Source organism: Desulfohalobium retbaense DSM 5692, assembly GCF_000024325.1.
In the GTDB taxonomy this organism is placed as follows: domain Bacteria; phylum Desulfobacterota; class Desulfovibrionia; order Desulfovibrionales; family Desulfohalobiaceae; genus Desulfohalobium; species Desulfohalobium retbaense.
This window is the reverse complement of sequence record NC_013223.1, coordinates 400808-418894: the sequence shown is the minus strand read 5'-3', so window position 1 is coordinate 418894 and position 18087 is coordinate 400808. Positions and strand designations below refer to the sequence as shown.

The following is an 18087-nucleotide window of genomic DNA, read 5'->3' as shown; positions in this document are numbered from 1 at the left end:
GAATTGGCATACGCAATGGTGACACCTATTCCGGCGAGATGAAGAGAAAAGCGCTAACGGAAATACAAGAGGTTCCTTCCCACAGTGGGACAATATTTAGTCCAAAATCCGTATCGGCAAAGATTTTACTTATTTTGACTCCATGAATTTCGTGACATTGAAAAGGGATTTTTAAACTTGAGGCATGCTTTCAACGGCATCCTCCCTTCTTAATCACCCCTTGATACAGGCCAGGGGTCGCAAGCGGCCCACCTTGCGCGCCAACCCGGCATGGTGGGTAGATTCCACGACCTCGTCGACGTCTTTATAGGCCCCCGGGGCCTCTTCAGCCACACCACGCTGACTGGCCGCACGCACCAGGATACCGCGGTGTTCCAGTTCGTGGAGTACACTCTTGCCTTTCCACCGCTTCGTCGCCTGCTTGCGGCTCATGGCCCGTCCGGCGCCGTGGCAGGCCGAGCCCCAGGCCATGGCCTCGCTCTCCACCGTACCGGCCAGAATATACGACGCCGTCCCCATAGTCCCACCGATCAGCACCGGTTGTCCCACGCCGCGGTAGGCGGCTGGAAGTTCCTGACGCCCCGGCCCAAAAGAGCGGGTCGCCCCCTTGCGGTGCACATACAGGGACTTGCGCAGTCCATCGACATCGTGGTCTTCGACCTTGCAGGTGTTGTGGCTCACATCGTAGAGCAATTCCAGACGGGCCAACGGAAACATTTCGGCAAAGGCCTGCCGGACCAGGTGCCCCAGCACCTGCCGGTTGGCCAGGGCGCAATTCACACCGCAGGCCATAGCCTGGTAATAATCGCGGCCCTCTTTGGAATCGATGGGCGCGCAGACCAGGTCCCGCGAGGGCAGGTGCAGGCTGCGTTTTTGCGCCGCCCGCCCCAGGATTTGGATATAATCGGTGCCGATCTGGTGCCCCAGAGCCCGTGAGCCGCAATGGAGTGAAACCACGACACCGCCCTCTTTGAGCCCGAAGGCAAAGGCCGCTGCTTGGTCATAGATCGCATCCACATACTGGACTTCCAGATAGTGGTTGCCGGAGCCCAGGGTGCCGACCTGATCCTGCTGCCGCTTTTTCGCCGTTTCTGAAACCACCTCCGGATTCGCCCCGCTCAAGCAACCGCCATCCTCGATATATTCCAGATCCCGCGATTCTCCGTATCCTTGGGCCACGGCCCAGCGCGCGCCCAGACGCAGGACATCGTCGAGTTCGGAGCCGGACAGCCTGAGCTGTCCGCCGCGTCCGACCCCCGCAGGAATCACCGTAGCCAAAAGATCCACCAGTTCCGGTAAGACAGAAAGGACGTCCTCTTTGGACAATCCTGTCCGCAAGGTGCGCACACCGCAGGAAATATCATACCCCACCCCGCCCACGGAAATAATGCCTCCACGGTCGGGATCAAAGGCCGCCACGCCCCCGATAGGGAATCCGTACCCCCAGTGGGCGTCGGGCATGGCCAGCGAAGCACGGACAATCCCTGGCAGGGCTGCGACCTGGCTGACCTGCTCCAGAACCATGTCGTCGAGGTCGCGGATAAGGGCTCCGCTGCCGAACAGACGCCCTGGAACCCGCATGGCGCCCTGTTGGGGAACTTCCCAACAATAGGCATTGATCCGCCGCAAAAGACTTGTGTCCATACGCGCCTCCACACGATCAGACATCGACGACGCATTGCGCCGCCCAGCCGTCGTTCTGCCGCCCTGCAAACAATTCGGAGAATGTCGCCCCTTTGACTTCGACGCCCCACTCGTGCTCACGGACTGCAACAGGCTCCCCCCACACCGTGGCGCTCAAGGTCGTCCCGGCAATCGTGGGAACAAAGGAGCAAAAGACCATTTTCCGCAGTTCGGCTTCGGCCAGCAGACCATTAATCCAGGCCACAAAAAGCCCTTCGACGTCATAGGAGGTAACCTGGAGTTCAAAGGATTGCTGTGGCTGGACACGCTCCCAGGAGCCGTCCATCAGGGACATCAGGGCCACGGCCGCCTGGGCAAAGGCCCCTTCCAGGCTCGCCCCCCAGCCGCGGATCCCGATATCCGCCCCGTGATCAAAAGTGCTCCAGCCCGCCGTTGCCATACCGTCTCCAGGCTCGAGGTCGTCCGTTTCCATTCAAAATCGTTTATGATCGGGATCGAAATCGTTTTTAGGCATTCGCACTGTGTCTTCCCATCGAACAAAACGGTAAAGGCATCGTGCCGCCTCGATTTTCTCAACTCTGATCCAATCTCCTTTCGATACCGATTTCGATCCCGATCCCGATTTGGATACCAAGAGCACACAGGTTCAGAAGGGATCACTCAATCCCGAATTTCGCTTTCGCTTCCCGGCGACGGGCGTGCAAAATGGGTTCGGTATACCCATTGGGCTGTTCACACCCTTTGAATACCAGATCACACGCCGCCTGAAAGGCCACGCTATTGTCAAAGTCCTCGGCCATGGGACGGTAGAACGGATCCCCGCTGTTCTGGCGATCGACCACAGCCGCCATGCGTTTGAGCACCGCCAGGACCTCGTCCTTGCTGCATATCCCGTGATAGAGCCAGTTGGCGATATGCTGACTGGAAATGCGCAAAGTCGCCCGATCTTCCATCAACCCGATATCGTTGATATCCGGCACCGTCGAACAGCCGATGCCCTGTTCCACCCAGCGCACGACATAGCCCAGGATGCTCTGGGCATTGTTTTCCAACTCCTGCTGGATCTCCGCCTCCGACGGAGCCGCAGACCGCAGCACCGGAATGGTCAACAAATCATCCAGCGAAGCCCGCCGCTGCCCTTCGAGGGCGACCTGCCGGGCGTTCACCTCCACTTGGTGGTAGTGCAGGGCGTGCAGAGTCGCTGCCGTGGGCGAGGGCACCCAGGCGCAATTGGCGCCCGCCTCGGGATGGACCTGTTTGGTCTCGAGCATCTCCCGCATCTTGTTCGGCTTGGGCCACATGCCCTTGCCGATCTGGGCCCGTCCGCGGAACCCGGCGGCCAATCCGACATCGACGTTCCAGTCCTCATAGGCCTGCATCCAGGGTTCCTGCTTCATCTCGTTCTTGCGCACCATAGGGCCGGCTTCCATATTCGTATGGATCTCGTCGCCGGTGCGGTCCAGAAACCCGGTATTGATAAAAATAATCCGGTCCTGGGCCTGACGGATGCATTCTTTGAGGTTGAGCGTGGTCCGCCGCTCTTCGTCCATGACCCCGACTTTCAAGGTCCGGCTGGGCAGGCCCAGGGATTCTTCCGCCGCCGCGAACAGCTCGCAGGTGAAGGCCACTTCCTCCGGACCGTGCATTTTGGGTTTGACGATATACAGGCTGCCGCTACGGCTGTTCTGGAACGGGCCGGTCTTTTTCAGATCATGCAATCCGATAAGCGCGGTCATGAAGGTATCGAGGATACCTTCGGGGATCTGCCGCCCCTCTTCGTCCAGCACGGCGTCCGAAGTCATGAGATGCCCGACAGTGCGTACGAGCATCAGACTCCGGCCGTGGAGATGGAAAAGGCGTCCCTCAGGCGAGGTGTAGCTGCGGTCCGGGTGGAGCCGCCGCTCAACGGTTTGCCCGCCCTTGGAAAACGAGGTCTCCAGGTCCCCTCGAAAAAGGCCCAGCAAATTGCGGTAGGCGACTGTCTTGTCCACACCATCCACGGCGGTCACCGAATCCTCGCAATCGAGAATGGTGGTCATGGCCGCCTCGACCACCACATCCTTGACCCCGGCCGGGTGATTGCGCCCGATGGGGTCCTCGGGATCGATCTGGATCTCAATGTGCAGCCCGTTATGGCGAAAGAGAACGGCTGACAACCGGTCCTCCCCCACATAGCCCACAAATTGCTGTCCGTCGCGCAATCCGGTGACAGATCCATCGTCAAGGGCCACTTCTAAGCGGGCTACGCCGTCATCGTGGCGGACGGCATATCCGGTCACACCGGTGTAGGAGCCCTGGGCCAGGGGGACGGCCTGATCCAGAAAACGGGCGGCGTGTTCGACGACCTTTTCGCCGCGGACCGGGTTGTATTCTGCGGTCTTCTCCGCTCCGTCGGTTTCCGGCAGGACATCTGTACCGTAGAGGGCGTCGTAGAGGCTGCCCCAGCGGGAATTGGCGGCGTTGAGCGCATACCGGGGGTTATTGACAGGCACGACCAATTGCGGCCCCGCCACAGCCGAAATCTCCGGATCCACATCAGAAGTCCGAATGGAAAAATCCTCGCCCTCGGGAATCAAATAGCCGATATCGTATAAAAACTTCTTGTGCGCCGCAGCATCATGCGCTTGACCGCGACGGTCTTGGAACCACTGGTCTATCTGCTCCTGCAGCCGGTCCCGCTCTTTCAACAAAGCCGCATTGCGCGGAGCGAAATCGCGCACAGCCTGGGCGAGAGCGGTCCAGAACTTCTCCGGATCTACGCCGATTCCGGGCGTCACCTCCTGAGCCACCAGCTCGGCCAACGGCGCCGCTACCTGGAGTCCTCCACTACGGACATACTCCGTCATATTTCTCCCCTTTGTCGTTTTTTGCCACAATATCCAATTGCCTCGGCCTTGCGGGCCGGTACCGGCTCCCTTCCTGGCGAGCCACTTGGCTGCCGCATGGGCCACCACTCTCAGGTCATGTGCTGCGCGCGGGACATTCCGGCAACAACACGCCTTCTCCTTGCCGTATCTCTTGTCATACACAGGGAGCCCGTCACGGGGCAAGGGGGGACACGAACGAACCGCTTGCCCTGGGCACCGGAGGGCGCCGTTTTGAGCACGACTTCATGCCATTTCTGAATCACGGGAAATCTGGCGCAAGGAGGGAAACAACGAGAGCACAGGAGGGTTTGTCCCCGGAAGCTAGGTAAGACGCGTCTTGGATTGGACAAGATTTCGAGGAGTTGCCAAACAAACCTGATTGCGCCCGTCTCGCTTGGCGCGGTACATAGCCTCGTCGGCCCGGTTGATCAGTTCCCCGACATCCTGCATTTCCTTGGAGTACCCAGCCACGCCGATACTCACCGTGACAAAAAGAGTGGTTTCAAAAAGATTGATGGCCGTGCTCTCAATCTCACTACGAATCCGTTCGGCAATCCGTTCGGCATCAAACTGGTGGGTTTCGGGAAGCAGGGCGACGAATTCTTCACCGCCCAACCGGGCTAGCACATCCAGACTCCGCAACTGCGAAGCAATCATCGACACAATGCACCGCAGGGCCGTATCTCCGGCGTCGTGACCATATTCGTCGTTTATGCGTTTAAAATAATCGATATCCAAAAGGAGAATGGTCATAGGGCTACTATATCGTTTGGCACGATTGAATTCCCCGCGGGCCAATTCGAAAAAACGGCGACGGTTGTACAAGCCGGTCAACTCATCAGTGGCCGCCATTTGGAGCAGGCGCGATTCCGCCTCCTTGCGTTCGGAAACATCACGCATCAAAACAAGCTGTCCCCACAATCGGCCCCGAGCATCCCGTATTTCCGAGCGCTCGATTTCCAGCCAACTCATCTCTTTGAACCCGTAGGGCAATCGGATCTCGACACTGCCGCTACCTGGCTCCATGACCACAAGCGTCGCATACCACGGCGCGAACACATCCCGGGCCCGCATACCTATCAACCCGGCAACATCCGACTGGAGGAACTGGCAGGCCGCTGGGTTGGCATCAACAATACGTCCGGAATTGTCCACAGCGGCGACCCCTTCGGACATAGCGTCGATGACCTGTTTACGGGCAATGGGCACGACATCCAGGACTCGGAAACACAAAATGCCCAGGGCGAGAATGACCCCGGAAAGCGCAAAAGACATCGGCGTCCAGTTCAAACCCGGCAGAGGCGTGAAGCCGAACACATCGACAAGGTTGCCTGCCAGGGGCAAAAGGACCCCGATCAGCAGGAAGGTGTTCTGGATGCGGTAGAAATCTGGGAAAAGACGCTGGGCCTGAAGCAAAAAGACAATGCCAGCCACCAAAAGGCTGTATTCATACACCACCAGCGCCCAAAAAAGGGGGCCGTGCTCATACATCGCCCAGAAGCTTTCAGGCCTCATCCAGACTTCCTGCCAGATCAGACCGTGAAATTGGTTGGTGGCCGCAGCGAACAGAAAAAAGGCGGGCAAAATAAAAAGGGCGGCGATTCGTTGGGTGGAGAGCCAATGGCTTTGCTGACCAAACTCAGCAGCAAAAAGGAAAAAAAAGACAGGGGCGCTGGTGACCCCGACATAGGAAATTTGGGTCCACCAGATCTTCAGTGGCACGACTGTGGCCGCCAATTCAAAAGCCGCAGCACAACTCCAGGCAGCCACAGCCACCTCGAACCACATCAAATACCAAGCACCGATCAATGTCCTGCGGCGCCACAGCAAAAAGGTCAGAGCGATAGCGATGCTGGAAGCAAAAAAATAAAAATAGCTCAGAAAGCCGAACTGATACAAAGCGGCCAAATCAAGCATGGGGTTCCACCAGTATCGACAGTATCAGACTACCTCGTACACGGGCCCATTGATTCTCCTCCCTTCTAGTCTGTCCTTGTCCTGTATTTCCGGCAAGGTCAAGACTTCAAGGCGACTTCCGCCATTTTTTCATACATTACCAAGTTTTTAGCACGCAATTCCCTTCGCAAGCCCTCTTGCGCAACTGAGAAAAAAGCCTAAGTACCTGCAAATAAACTTTTTTTAAACTATACTGCACATTCCAGGAATACGATTTACTCAAAGAAGCACGACCTCAGCCAGGCAAACAACACCAGCCAAAAAAAGCAAAAAATCGACATTTTCCTTGCCATAGCAACTACGCCTCCCTTGTCGTGCTCCCCGCCTATAGCCTCCGACGAGGCAATGGGAACGACACTCAGTCCCCCTGTTGAACCGCCAAACGGCATTCCGGTTGCGGGCACCGCCCCTTGCTGAACACTACCTGCCACAATTGAATGGAACGCGACCGAAAGGCCCCGGCACAAGACTGGAGGTAATATTCCCACATCCGTTTGAAACGCCGTGAATATTTCTTCCGCAGTCGGGGCCAAGCCTCCTGGAACCGACTATTCCAGGCCATCAGCGTCTTATCGTAGTGCGGGCCGAGATTGTGCCAATCTTCCATGATAAAATAGGGCTCAGCGGCCCGCCCGATCTGAGAGACACTCGGCAACACCCCGTTGGGGAAAATATATTTCGAGATCCAGGGGTCGACGTTCAGTCGCGACTTGTTGCTTCCAATGGTGTGCAAGAGAAAAATACCGTCTTCTTTGAGACACCGCTGCACCACACGCATGAAGCTCTCATAGTTTTTGGGGCCCACATGCTCGAACATCCCAATGGAAACCACTTTGTCATAGGTGTCGGTGACGTCGCGGTAGTCCTGCTCGACAATGTCCACTGGCAGTCCCTGGCAATCCTGACGGGCAAACGCAATTTGCTCCTCGGAAATATTGACCCCGGTGACATGGCAGCCGAAGTGCTCTGCCGCATACTTGGCAAAGCCCCCCCAGCCACAGCCGATATCCAAAAGCGAGTCGTCCCGGGAAAGTTCAAGTTTCCGGCATGTCAGAGCAAGTTTCGTCTCCTGGGCTTCTTCCAGGCTGCAGTCGCCATTGAAAAAGCCGCAGCTGTACTGGTTGTAGGGATCGAGAAACGACAAAAAGAGATCGTTGTCCAGGTCATAATGGTGCTCAGCGATCTGCCGGGACCGGGAAAGCTTCTGCCGATTGGTGAGCAAACTGAGGGCTGCCAGGGCCCCGTGCGCCAAGCTCCGATTGGCTGCCTTGCGCACGCCGGAACGCAGAATCCGGTCAATGCACATGTCCAGACGCTGACAGTCCCACCACCCATCCATATAGGCCTCTCCAAGGCCGAGGTGTTTATCGCGCAGGACCCGCCAATACAATCGGTCGTCATGGACCTGGATGTCCCAGGGAGCCGAACCGTTCAGGGTAATGCCCGCGTGCTCGAGTAGCTCTGCGCATTTGTGTCGTGCATAGCGCATGGCGCCTCCTTAGCTTTACCTGATAGGGCTTTTCTTCCTCTATGCCCAAAATCGGTCTTTCTGCCAAGTCGCGGACACAAAAAGTCCCCTTCTCCACAAAGGACAAGGGGAAACATCGGCACACGGGCAATGCGGCCCCAATTCAATCAGACGTCGTGGGGTGCGCCCTGGAGTTGCTCGAAATCCTCCCTGGCGATGGTGAACCGGGCTGAAAAACGCATAACCTCCCGATTTGCCGCGTCGTAGACCAGGGCCTCGCCCCGGAGGTGGCGATCCTCATGCCCTGTGACCTGGGCCCGGACAAAGACGTCGCCTTCCCGAACCGGAGCCAGAAATTCACTATGCGCTTCCGTGGTCGCGAACCGGGTTCCCGGCTCCAGCAGGCTTTTGATAGCCATTGCCACCGCTGTATCGGCCAAGCCCATCAACGCCCCACCATGCAACAATCCGCCACCTTGGGTAACGTCCGGGGTAACCGGCATGCGCAAACTGGCCCCGCCATCCCTGGCTTCCATAATCTCCATCTGCAATAACCGCTCGAAGGGCGCGCACTGTATCCACTCGGTTGTTTCCATATACTTCCTCGTCTCCTTATCTTTCGGAATTTCTCTCAAAAAGGCCTCTCGCTTTCTCCATCAGACTTTGCGGGCAAGCTGTTCGGCGGGGTGCCCGTGGATTGAAGGGGCCTTGGACATGAATCGCAAACCGTTTTCCAGAGATGTTCTTCCAACACCCACAAAATTTCAACCGGAATCCGTGAACGCCCCTGCCACAACCAGTCCGCGACCCCAAATTTCAAGGCCAAGCTCAAGCACCCCGCTATTGCCGGCCGAAAAACAGACGTGTATCCTTTCTGCTCGCCTCACAGCTGGACGAGACGGCTCTCGCCGCCGCTGTATTTCCGCAAGACCAGACAGACAAACCATCCACGGACCACCATGCCTGATATATCCGCCTTCAAGCCCGAAATTCTGGCCCCGGCCGGCAACAAGGAAAGCTTCCTGGCCGCTGTCGATGCCGGAGCAGACGCCATATATTGCGGCCTGAAACATTTTTCCGCCCGCATGGAAGCCGACAATTTTGCTCTGCGCGACCTGAGCCGCCTGCAGGGCCTGGCTCAGAAACACGGCACCCGAACCTACGTCGCCCTGAACACCCTTATCAAACCCAATGAGTTGGACCAGGCCGGACGGCTTCTGGACCAATTGACCCGCTACGTGCACCCCGACGCGCTCATCGTCCAGGACCCGGCCGCCCTCAAGCTAGCCCGACAGGCCGGCTTCACCGGCGAACTGCACTTCTCAACCCTGGCCAATATCGGGCTCGCTTCAGCCCTGCCCAGTGTTTTGGCCCTGGGCGCAGACCGCGTTGTTTTGCCCCGGGAATTGACCGTCGACGAAATCAAAACCTTGGACACTGCCTGTCCCGACGCCCTCGATCTGGAAGTCTTTGTCCACGGTGCCCTGTGTTACGCGGTCTCGGGCCGGTGCTACTGGTCGAGTTATCTGGGCGGGAAAAGCGGTCTGCGCGGGCGGTGCGTCCAACCCTGCCGAAGGATCTATACCGCTGGCGGACCGCCCCAGCGGCTTTTCTCCTGCCAGGACTTGGGTCTGGACATATTGACCAAGGCCCTTTTGGAGGCCCCGCGGGTCAAAGCCTGGAAAATAGAGGGGCGTAAGAAGGGCCCCCATTATGTGACCTATACGGTCCGGGCCTATGCCCTGCTCCGGGACAACCCCCTGGATCCGCAGGCCAAGAAGGAAGCGGTCGACCTTCTGGACCAGGCCTTGTCGCGGCCGACCACCCACTACAGTTTTCTGCCCCAGCGCCCCCACCCTCCGGTCACCCCGGACCAATCGACAGCCTCGGGAGGATATCTCGGCCGCTTGCAGGCCAAGAACACCAAAATCCAGCTCCGTCCTCACAAAGCGCTCTTGCCCCAAGACCTGCTTCGGATCGGATATGAGGACGAACCGGGACACCGGATTTACAAGGTCAGCAAATACATCCCCAAAGGGGGGCTGTTGACTATCCAAGGACGCAACACAGAGAAACAAAAAGGGATGAGCGTCTTTTTGATCGACCGGCGCGAACCCGAACTGGTGCAGCGCCTGAAGAAAATGGATCAGGAATTTCAGGCCGAGCCCGCTCCTGAAATCACCCCTTCCTCCTTCACCCCGACGCTGCCCGGAACCCGGACTCAGGCTGGCCGACCCAGCCTGGTCCGCGTCTATCGTAACCTGCCGCCCGGCAAGACCGGCAAGACGCCAGGACTGTGGGTCCAACCCAAACCGCCGCGGGGGATCAGCTCCACACGCTACAGCCATATCTGGTGGTGGCTGCCTCCAGTGCTCTGGCCCGAAGAGGAGCGACTGTGGCAAGAGACGATCGACCGTTTGCTGGCCCGCGGCGCGAAGCGCTTTGTTTTGAACGCCCCCTGGCAGGTCGGATTCTTTAACGATTCCGAGGATCTGATGCTCTGGGCCGGACCGTTTTGCAACCTGGCCAATGCCCTGGCCCTGGAAAGCATGGTCGAACTCGGATTCAGCGGGGCTTTCGCCAGCCCTGAACTCGCCGGACCAGATCTCCTTGCCCTGCCCGGGCAGAGTCCGCTCCCAATGGGCTTGGTCCTCGGCGGAGCGTGGCCGTTTTGTCTCTCCCGGGTGCAGCCCCCCCATCTGGAGCCCGGCCAACGCGTGACCAGTCCGAAAAAAGAGATATCCTGGACCAAACGGTATGGGCCGACGACTTGGCATTACCCCAATTGGGACCTGGACCTCTACAAACACCAGCGCGAGTTGGAGCAGGCCGGATACACCCTTTTTGCCCATCTCTATGAGCCGCGCCCCAAATCCGCGCCCCGGCCCCACCGGACCTCAACCTTCAATTGGGATCTGCAACTCTTGTAGCAAGGGGTCATAACTGGCTGTTGAAAAATTCCTTCCAATGCAGGTCGTTCAAAAATCCCAAGGGACGACGACAAAAAACGTTCAAGGTCGCAGCGTACGTATCCGTCTGTACAAGTTTGAACGTATTATAGCTTTGCTGCCATTGGAGGATTTTCACGGCCTGATAAACCAAGGAGACGACCATGCCGTATCTCAAAATCCAGACCAACACCTTTACCGGAGACGAAAACGGTTTTCTGCGCCGCGCCAGCTTCCGGGCCGCAGCCATCCTGGAAAAACCTGAGGAAGCCATGTGTGTGGCACTGGAACCTTCCGTGCCCATGCTTCTCGGCGGTACTGACGCTCCAGCGGTTTTTGCCAAGCTCAAAGGCCTGAATTTCCCAGAAGAGCGAACCGCAGAAATCGCGTCCCAACTCAGCGCCTTTATCGCCGAAGAGCTCGAGGTGCCAACCGAACGCATCTATTGTATCTTTGAGAATGTCTCCCGGCACATGTGGGCCTGGAAAGGGACCACCTTCGACGCCATGGGCAAATAACCCATGGCCGGCTCGCCGGCAGCCCATGGTTCTCGAGGCCACTGCTGTAGTGCGGTATCCGGTCCTGGCCCACGGGCCTCTTTTCAGCCCAGCTGAGTCAGGGAGGCCCCAGGCGGCCTCGACCGGTCATTGCTGATACAAAAAGCGATTGATCAAACTGGCGGGTAAGGCGCGGACAAGCCGCACAAGCAGAAAAACAAACAGAAGGGAAAAAAGGAGACGGGCCCACAACAACCCGGAAACATGCGCCCCGAGCAGGGTCATGAGCAACGTGTCCTCGATGATACTGTGGCAGAGTCCCATAAGTGTCAGGGAAAAGAAGATGTCCTGCCGGGCGACCCGCCCCGATTTGGCCTCATGGAGGATGAGCCCGCCGCCGTAGGCCAACCCCATGGTCATACCGACAATGGCGATGGGCGCCGCCTCTCCGCTGATGCCCAGCAACCGCAGGACAGGCTGCAGGACCCGCACCAGGGCCTGGGTCACCCCGAAATACTGCAACAAGCGCATCAGGGCCACCAGGACCAGGATGATGCAAAAAATCATGGCCAGATTCCGGACCTGATCCAGAGCCCAGAACCCCAGCCCTCCACTGCCGGTCTCAGCCGGTTCCCAGAACAATCGACTCGGTTCCTGGAGCCAGCCGGTCGCCGAATATCCCAGGTGCAAAACCCAGCCGACGATAAAGGCGCCCCCCGCCCGGGCCAGGGCCTGAAAAATAAACCGCGTGCCCGCTTTCTGAGCGATCTTCCCTTCCAGGGGCAGAGCATGGGCCATGAGCATCATGGTCGCCAGGATCGTGATCTGGGCGCAGGTCAGGGGATCATCGGCCGCCAACGAAAAATAGACGACCATGGCCGCATAGAGATTGTTCACCAGCGCGGTCGCCCAGACGAGTCCCATGCTCCCCGGCAAGCCGACAATCTCCATGATCGGCGCCAAGGGACGGGCCAGGTAGGGAATGAGGCCCAGTTCCTGCAATACTTTGACCCCGATAATAATCGGGATCATGATTTTAAAGAGCATCCCGGCAGCGGCCGAGGCCTCCCGCAGGACAGCCATCCCGGCCTGTCCCAGCTGAAACACTCTCCCGCGGAGCGTCAAAAGACCTCCTTCAAGAGATCATCCCCCCCAGTCTCACCACCGGAGCTGCCGCCGGACTCCGGGCTGTCCTGTTTCAACGGCGGACTGACCTCCATGGGCTGGGTCCCGCTTTTAAACGGCAGGAAATAGCTCTGCTCGGTATCCGGCCCCGCCAGTTTGCCGGTATCCGCATCGATACGGGCCATGACGATCCCTGCTGGGCGTGGGAAATCCTGAACCGGGACGTCGCCTTTGACCGCCTGACGGTAGGACAGCCAGATCGGCGAGGCGGCGCGGGAGCCGGTTTCGTATTTGCCCATCGGGTCGAGGTGGTCGAAACCGACGTACACGCCGGTGAGAAGCTCGGGGGAAAAGCCCATGAACCAAGCGTCGCGCTGGTCGTTGGTGGTCCCGGTCTTTCCGGCCACCGGGCGTCCCAAGGCCCGGACCCGCCAGGCCGTGCCGCTCTGGACGACCTGTTGCAGCAAATGTTTGATGATATAGGAGGTCTGAGGGCTGATGGCCTCGTTTTGCACCGGTTCGGAAACAAAAAGCTCCTCACCCCAGGCGTCCTCGACGCGCAGAACAAATCGCGGCTCGACATACGCCCCATCCTTGCGGGCGAATGCCGTATAGGCTTGGCATAAATTCAGCGGCGAGACTGCAGCCGATCCGAGACTGACTGAGAGGTCTCTGGGAAATTCGGCCTTGAGCCCCAAGGTCTTGGCTCGTTGGATAATGGTATCGATGCCGATTTTCTGGGCCACACGGATGGTCACCAGATTGCGGGATTTGACCAGCGCGGTGCGCAGGAGGGTCGGTCCGTAGAAGACCCCTTCGAAATTTTCCGGTTTCCAGGTCGAATTGGTGGATTGATCGTTATAGACGATGGGGGCGTCCAGGAGAACTGTGGCCGGAGTCAGCCCGCTGTCCAGGGCCGCCGAATACACGATGGGCTTGAATGCGGAACCGGGCTGCCGCTGGGCCTGCGTGGCCCGGTTGAACTGGCTTTCGTCAAACGAATACCCCCCGACCAGGGCTTTAACAAAGCCGGTGCCTGGCTCGAGGGAAACCAAAGCCCCCTGCACCTCGGGCTGCTGCTCCAAGGCCAGGGACCACGGCTGTTGCGTCCCTTCCGGGATCTCGACCACCGAAGTCCAGACCACGTCGCCGGTCTCAAGGACTTTGCGCGCGTCCTTGACCTGCGGCACCTCCTCGGGCGCCTTTTCCGGATTGGGCGTCCGGGCCCAGCCCATGGTCTCCACTGCAACACGCCCGGTATGATTGCCGAAGCGCACCGCTGCGGCCTGCTTATCGACGCTGGTGACCACGGCCTGCACCCAGGTCCCGTCCCGCAGCGCTTCCTGCTCAGGCAATTCCTGCTGCTCGAGAAAATCGTCCACGGCAGTGGCATTGACGCTACGAACCGGCCCTTTCCAGCCGCGGCGCTTGCTCGAGGCCCGCAATCCTTCCCGAACGGCCTGTTCTGCGGCCCGCTGGTGTTTGAGGTCTACGGCAGTATAGACATTGAGGCCGCCGGTATAGACCGTCTCTTCCCCAAACCGATCGATCAGCCAGCGCCGAACTTCTTCTAGATAGTACGACCCGACCTTCCAGGAGGGATCGGCCATGCTCGAGTATTCCAGCTCCGCCGCTTTGGCCTCTTCGTACTCGTCCTGGGAAATCCACCCCTGTTCGAGCATACGGCTCAGGACATAGACTTGGCGCTCCCGGGCGGCCTCGGGATGGCGTAACGGATTGTAGGCCGAGGGGGCTTTGGGCAGTCCGGCCAGAAGCGCCGCCTCCGGCAGCGTCAAGGCTTCAGCGTGTTTCCCGAAATACATTCGTGCTGCGGCTTCAACTCCGTAAGCTCCGGCCCCAAGATAGATCTCATTGAGATAGATGGTCAGGATCTCGTCCTTGTCCAGGTTTTTCTCCAGGCGGTAGGCCAGGATCGCTTCTTTGAGCTTGCGCTGGTAGCTGCGCTCCGAGGACAGGAGCATGGACTTGATGACCTGCTGGGTGATGGTTGAGCCGCCCTGGACGATCTCGCCGGCCTGAAAGTTTTTCCAGGCCGCACGCATGATTCCCCACAGATCGACGCCTTCGTGGGAATAAAATTCCGCATCTTCAGCAGCCAGAAAGGCCTTTTTGATCACCGGCGCCATCCGGCTCAAAGGCACCAGAAACCGCCGCTCCTTGGAGAAATACCCCAGGACCTCCTTGTTCGCGCTGTAGACGGTGGTCACCAGGGGCGGGTTGTAATCGGTGATCTTCTTGAACCCGGGCAGATCTTTGGCCGCCCAGTAATAGACCCCGGCCGCTCCGCCGGCACCCAGAAACAGGCAGATGATCACACCAATCAAGGCTATTTTCAGAAAACGGTTCATACGCCGTCTATCCTCGACTTCAAGTTCTCTATGCATGCAACGCCCTCTGGACGAAGCCGATACCAATCCTGCCGGTTCGACAGCAGACATCATCCGAGAGCGAAAACGCAGGACACTGCCACCGGACCATTTCACGGCTGGCAGGAGCTATACGATCCCTGCGAGCGAGTTTTTCCGGGCCGTTTCGTGTAAAGGCCAAGCTTCTTCTTTCCCAAACGAATCGGTTCGGTGCAAGGCGGTTCCGGAGCTTTGCAAAATGGCCTGGAAGCTGTCTGAGCGAGCTAGGGAGCGTCGACTCCTGTCGGCTCGACAGCAGACATCATCCGAGAACGGAAACGCTGGACACCGCCTCCGGACCATTTCACGGCTGACAGGAGCTATACGATCCCTGCGAGCGAGTTTTTCCGGGCCGTTTTGCAAAGTTCCGGAACCGCCCCCCTGACAATCTAAAAACTTCCCTGCGGTGGCTCGGGCCACGGTCCATGAAAACCGTAACACAGGTAGATGGAAAAACCCTGCGCCGACTGACCGCGGTGTTGACTGCGGTAGTCGATGCGCTCACTGACCCGGGCGAACATCTTCCGCACTTCCGGGGCCATGGATTCACCCAGTTCCTGACGGACGTAGATGGCGTCCCAGCCGTGACGTTTCACCGGACCGGGCCAGAAATCGTATTGATTGAGTCGACGTCCGGTATTGACGCAAAAGGCCCGCTTTTGCCCCGGCACATAAAACGACAGGGCCGCTGTGGTATTGTAGCGGTCGCTGAAAACAAACACCCGCTGGGGAAGGGCGAATTCCTCCCGCTTCAGGGTCTGGACCTGCGCTCCGAGATCGCTCCACCCCTTGAGCCGGGCTGCGGGATTATACTCGGCTGGCAGCGGCAGAAGATTTTGCATGTGCACAAGGATAAAGAGCAATACGCCCAGACAAGGCCAGAGATACCGGAGTTTCTTGTGCCGCCCTGACGCAGTGTTCCAATACCGTTCCCAGGCCAGTGCCGCCAGCAAGATCCCGGCGCCGTAACTGACCGCCGACCAATTGGCCTCAATATGGGTGTGCAGACTCCAGATCAGAAAAAAGAGCCAGACCGGCCAAAAACCGACCGTCAACAACCACGCCTGCCGGCGCTGCAACCCCATGCCGTCGGCTCCGGGCCGTTGCAACCGCTTCACGGCCCCCCACGCTCCGAACAGAAGAAAAACAAACCACCACGGGGTCAGCACGCCCACTTGGCTGCCGAGATATTCCGGAAATTCTTCCCAGTCGAACCACTCCAACAGGCCAGCCCCGCCCACGCCGCCACGATGCAGCACGTGCCGAAACCCGACCCAGTCGTGCCCGGCGTTCCAAAGAACAATCGGCAGCAGGCCGACAACCACACCGCCCAGGCAGGCCAGCACCAATCGGCGCCAATACCGTTGCGGCAACATGGCTTGCCGCTGCACTCCGGCGCTGTACAATACGGCAATGAGCGGAAACACGACCATCATGTATTTGGCCCAGGTGCCGAAAGCGATAGCCAAGGCGAGAATCCAGAAATAGCGCCGGCTGTTTTCTTCCCGGACACTGGCGGCGTACAGGGCGAACAGTCCAACAACCCAGCTCAACAAGAGCGGATTGTCCGTGGTCATCAGGACTCCTGCAGCCATGAACAGGAGCATCGTATTGGCGATGACCAGGGCCCACAAACCGGTCAGCGGCCGTCCCCACAACCGGGCCAGCCCCCAATAGACCACCCCTTGGATGGCTGCGGATCCGGCAATGGCCATACTGCGCACCCCGAGTTCGGTGGCCCCGAAAATTTTGGTCCCCAGGGCAATCAGGTAGGCGATCAGCGGCCCCTTCGAGTAGTAGGAGAGCTGGAGATGGCGGGTCCAATCCCAATAATGGGCCTCATCCTGGACCAGATCGAGTTGCCCGGAGGCGACGAACCAGACCCGGACCAGAGTTGTCACGCAAATAATGACGCCGGCCCACAATCCCGGCCGGCGTTGCAAGTGTCGCGCAAAAAGAGACTGCGTTTGGGGCATACGACTATTCCGTGGAACAGACCGTGTCACGGCCTGCGTGTGTTTGGACAGTGCTCGACTATCGATTCAACTCCGATCCAGCGCGCACTGCGGCGTGCGCCGTCAATCGGATACCCAGCCGGGAAATCAGCGCCGGGCGGACACATGGCGAGGTTCAGGCAAACCGGAGACGCCCTTTGCCCAACAGGTCGTGCAAATGGATAATGCCCTGCAACCGGCGCTCTGCATCGACTACCGGCAAAACGGTAATCGCCTTTTGTTCAAGGATGTCCAAGGCTTCGGCCGCACTTTGCTCCGGATGCACCGCACTGGGACGCACGGTCATCAATGTCTCCACCGGCACGGCCACATCCAGACCCCCGCGGCAGACCAGGCGGCGCACGTCCCCGTCGGTCAAAACCCCGGCCAGACGGTGCTCCTGATCCACAACGACTACGGTTCCCAGACCGCCGCTATTGAGAACCTCCAGGGCCTGCTGCAGGGAAACGCCCTCCATGACCAACGGCACTTGCACTGTGTGCATCAAATCCTTGAGACATTGGCGCAACCGGCGCCCCAGCGAGCCGCCTGGATGGTACCGTTTGAAATCCTGGGAATCAAAAGACCGATGGGTCAACAGACAGACAGCGAGCGCATCGCCCATGGCCAGGGCCGCCGTCGTGCTGGCTGTCGGAGCCAGCCCCAGAGGACAGGCCTCCCGCGGCACCCTGGTCTGCAAGACAACATCGCTTTCCCGGGCCATGCGCGAGTCCGGATCGCTGGTCAGCGCAATCAGCCGCGCCCCCAGGGAGCGCAAGGTCGGCAAAATGGCGTTGAGTTCGTCGGTCTCCCCGGAATTGGAAAGAGCCAGCACGACATCGCCCTTGCGAATCAGACCCATATCACCGTGCGCGCCTTCGACCGGATGCAGAAAATAGGCCGGCGTCCCGGTACTGCTCAACGTGGCGGCGATCTTGCGTCCTACCAGACCAGATTTGCCGAGCCCGGTGACGACTACTCTGCCGCGGCATCCGGCCAAGACCTCCACTGCCTCGACAAACGATTCGCCAAGGCTGGCGCGAATGGCCTGCAGCCCTTCGATCTCCACATCAAGGACATCGCACCCCAGGCGCAGCCAATCGGCCTGCGGGTCCGCATCACATTGCGGCGAACTTGTATTGCTCTGATTGTGATCCATAGT

Annotated in this window: 12 protein-coding genes; 2 read left to right on the top strand and 10 right to left on the bottom strand. The window is 59.0% G+C overall.

The features are described from left to right. Positions 1-213: 213 nt before the first annotated feature. From DRET_RS01655 to DRET_RS01630, 6 genes are all read right to left on the bottom strand, one after another. The gene (locus tag DRET_RS01655) at positions 214-1644 is read right to left on the bottom strand and encodes an RtcB family protein (protein ID WP_015750794.1); all 1431 of its coding nucleotides are present in this window, start codon (positions 1642-1644) and stop codon (positions 214-216) included. A 16-nt stretch (positions 1645-1660) separates the two neighbouring features. Further along, the gene (locus DRET_RS01650) at positions 1661-2083 is read right to left on the bottom strand and encodes an archease (protein ID WP_015750793.1); all 423 of its coding nucleotides are present in this window, start codon (positions 2081-2083) and stop codon (positions 1661-1663) included. A 217-nt stretch (positions 2084-2300) separates the two neighbouring features. Then, on the bottom strand, positions 2301-4490 hold the full coding sequence (locus DRET_RS01645) for a malate synthase G (RefSeq protein ID WP_015750792.1): 2190 nt from the start codon (positions 4488-4490) through the stop codon (positions 2301-2303). A gap of 342 nt (positions 4491-4832) precedes the next feature. After that, a complete protein-coding gene (locus DRET_RS01640; RefSeq protein ID WP_015750791.1) occupies positions 4833-6428 on the bottom strand; it encodes a histidine kinase N-terminal 7TM domain-containing diguanylate cyclase in 1596 nt (531 codons plus the stop codon). 397 nt (positions 6429-6825) lie between these two features. After that, complete coding sequence (gene cfa / locus DRET_RS01635) at positions 6826-7956, bottom strand: cyclopropane fatty acyl phospholipid synthase (RefSeq protein WP_015750790.1); 1131 nt, start codon at positions 7954-7956, stop codon at positions 6826-6828. A 146-nt stretch (positions 7957-8102) separates the two neighbouring features. Then, complete coding sequence (locus tag DRET_RS01630; RefSeq protein WP_148213991.1) at positions 8103-8531, bottom strand: PaaI family thioesterase; 429 nt, start codon at positions 8529-8531, stop codon at positions 8103-8105. Positions 8532-8894: 363 nt separating this feature from the next. Between DRET_RS01630 and DRET_RS01625 the strand changes: the two genes are divergently transcribed. Next, positions 8895-10865: a peptidase U32 family protein gene (locus DRET_RS01625; RefSeq protein ID WP_015750788.1), complete on the top strand. Its 1971-nt coding sequence runs from the start codon at positions 8895-8897 to the stop codon at positions 10863-10865. 182 nt (positions 10866-11047) lie between these two features. Further along, a complete protein-coding gene (locus DRET_RS01620) occupies positions 11048-11401 on the top strand; it encodes a phenylpyruvate tautomerase MIF-related protein (RefSeq protein WP_015750787.1) in 354 nt (117 codons plus the stop codon). Positions 11402-11527: 126 nt separating this feature from the next. Here the strand turns inward: DRET_RS01620 and DRET_RS01615 are convergent, their stop codons facing one another. The 4 genes from DRET_RS01615 to DRET_RS01600 all read right to left on the bottom strand — a co-directional run bounded on the left by DRET_RS01615 (position 11528) and on the right by DRET_RS01600 (position 18084). After that, complete coding sequence (locus tag DRET_RS01615; RefSeq protein ID WP_015750786.1) at positions 11528-12505, bottom strand: nucleoside recognition domain-containing protein; 978 nt, start codon at positions 12503-12505, stop codon at positions 11528-11530. Then, positions 12502-14874, bottom strand: coding sequence for a penicillin-binding protein 1A (locus DRET_RS01610; protein WP_041281818.1), 2373 nt, complete (start codon positions 14872-14874; stop codon positions 12502-12504). The genes DRET_RS01615 and DRET_RS01610 overlap by 4 nt, the downstream gene beginning before the upstream one ends. Before the next feature lie 446 nt (positions 14875-15320). Further along, a complete protein-coding gene (locus DRET_RS01605) occupies positions 15321-16907 on the bottom strand; it encodes an ArnT family glycosyltransferase (protein ID WP_015750784.1) in 1587 nt (528 codons plus the stop codon). Between the two features lie 154 nt (positions 16908-17061). After that, positions 17062-18084, bottom strand: a complete 1023-nt coding sequence (locus DRET_RS01600) for a KpsF/GutQ family sugar-phosphate isomerase (protein WP_015750783.1) — start codon at positions 18082-18084, stop codon at positions 17062-17064. Between the last annotated feature and the right edge of the window lie 3 nt (positions 18085-18087).

Excerpts from the sequence above, each read along its gene's own strand:
- DRET_RS01610 (WP_041281818.1), bottom strand. The coding sequence starts at position 14,874 with ATGAACCGTTTTCTGAAAATAGCCTTGATTGGTGTGATCATCTGCCTG.
- DRET_RS01605 (WP_015750784.1), bottom strand. The coding sequence starts at position 16,907 with ATGCCCCAAACGCAGTCTCTTTTTGCGCGACACTTGCAACGCCGGCCG.
- DRET_RS01620 (WP_015750787.1), top strand. The coding sequence starts at position 11,048 with ATGCCGTATCTCAAAATCCAGACCAACACCTTTACCGGAGACGAAAAC.
- DRET_RS01630 (WP_148213991.1), bottom strand. The coding sequence starts at position 8,531 with ATGGAAACAACCGAGTGGATACAGTGCGCGCCCTTCGAGCGGTTATTG.
- DRET_RS01655 (WP_015750794.1), bottom strand. The coding sequence starts at position 1,644 with ATGGACACAAGTCTTTTGCGGCGGATCAATGCCTATTGTTGGGAAGTT.
- DRET_RS01640 (WP_015750791.1), bottom strand. The coding sequence starts at position 6,428 with ATGCTTGATTTGGCCGCTTTGTATCAGTTCGGCTTTCTGAGCTATTTT.
- cfa (WP_015750790.1), bottom strand. The coding sequence starts at position 7,956 with ATGCGCTATGCACGACACAAATGCGCAGAGCTACTCGAGCACGCGGGC.
- DRET_RS01645 (WP_015750792.1), bottom strand. The coding sequence starts at position 4,490 with ATGACGGAGTATGTCCGTAGTGGAGGACTCCAGGTAGCGGCGCCGTTG.
- DRET_RS01625 (WP_015750788.1), top strand. The coding sequence starts at position 8,895 with ATGCCTGATATATCCGCCTTCAAGCCCGAAATTCTGGCCCCGGCCGGC.
- DRET_RS01600 (WP_015750783.1), bottom strand. The coding sequence starts at position 18,084 with ATGGATCACAATCAGAGCAATACAAGTTCGCCGCAATGTGATGCGGAC.
- DRET_RS01650 (WP_015750793.1), bottom strand. The coding sequence starts at position 2,083 with ATGGCAACGGCGGGCTGGAGCACTTTTGATCACGGGGCGGATATCGGG.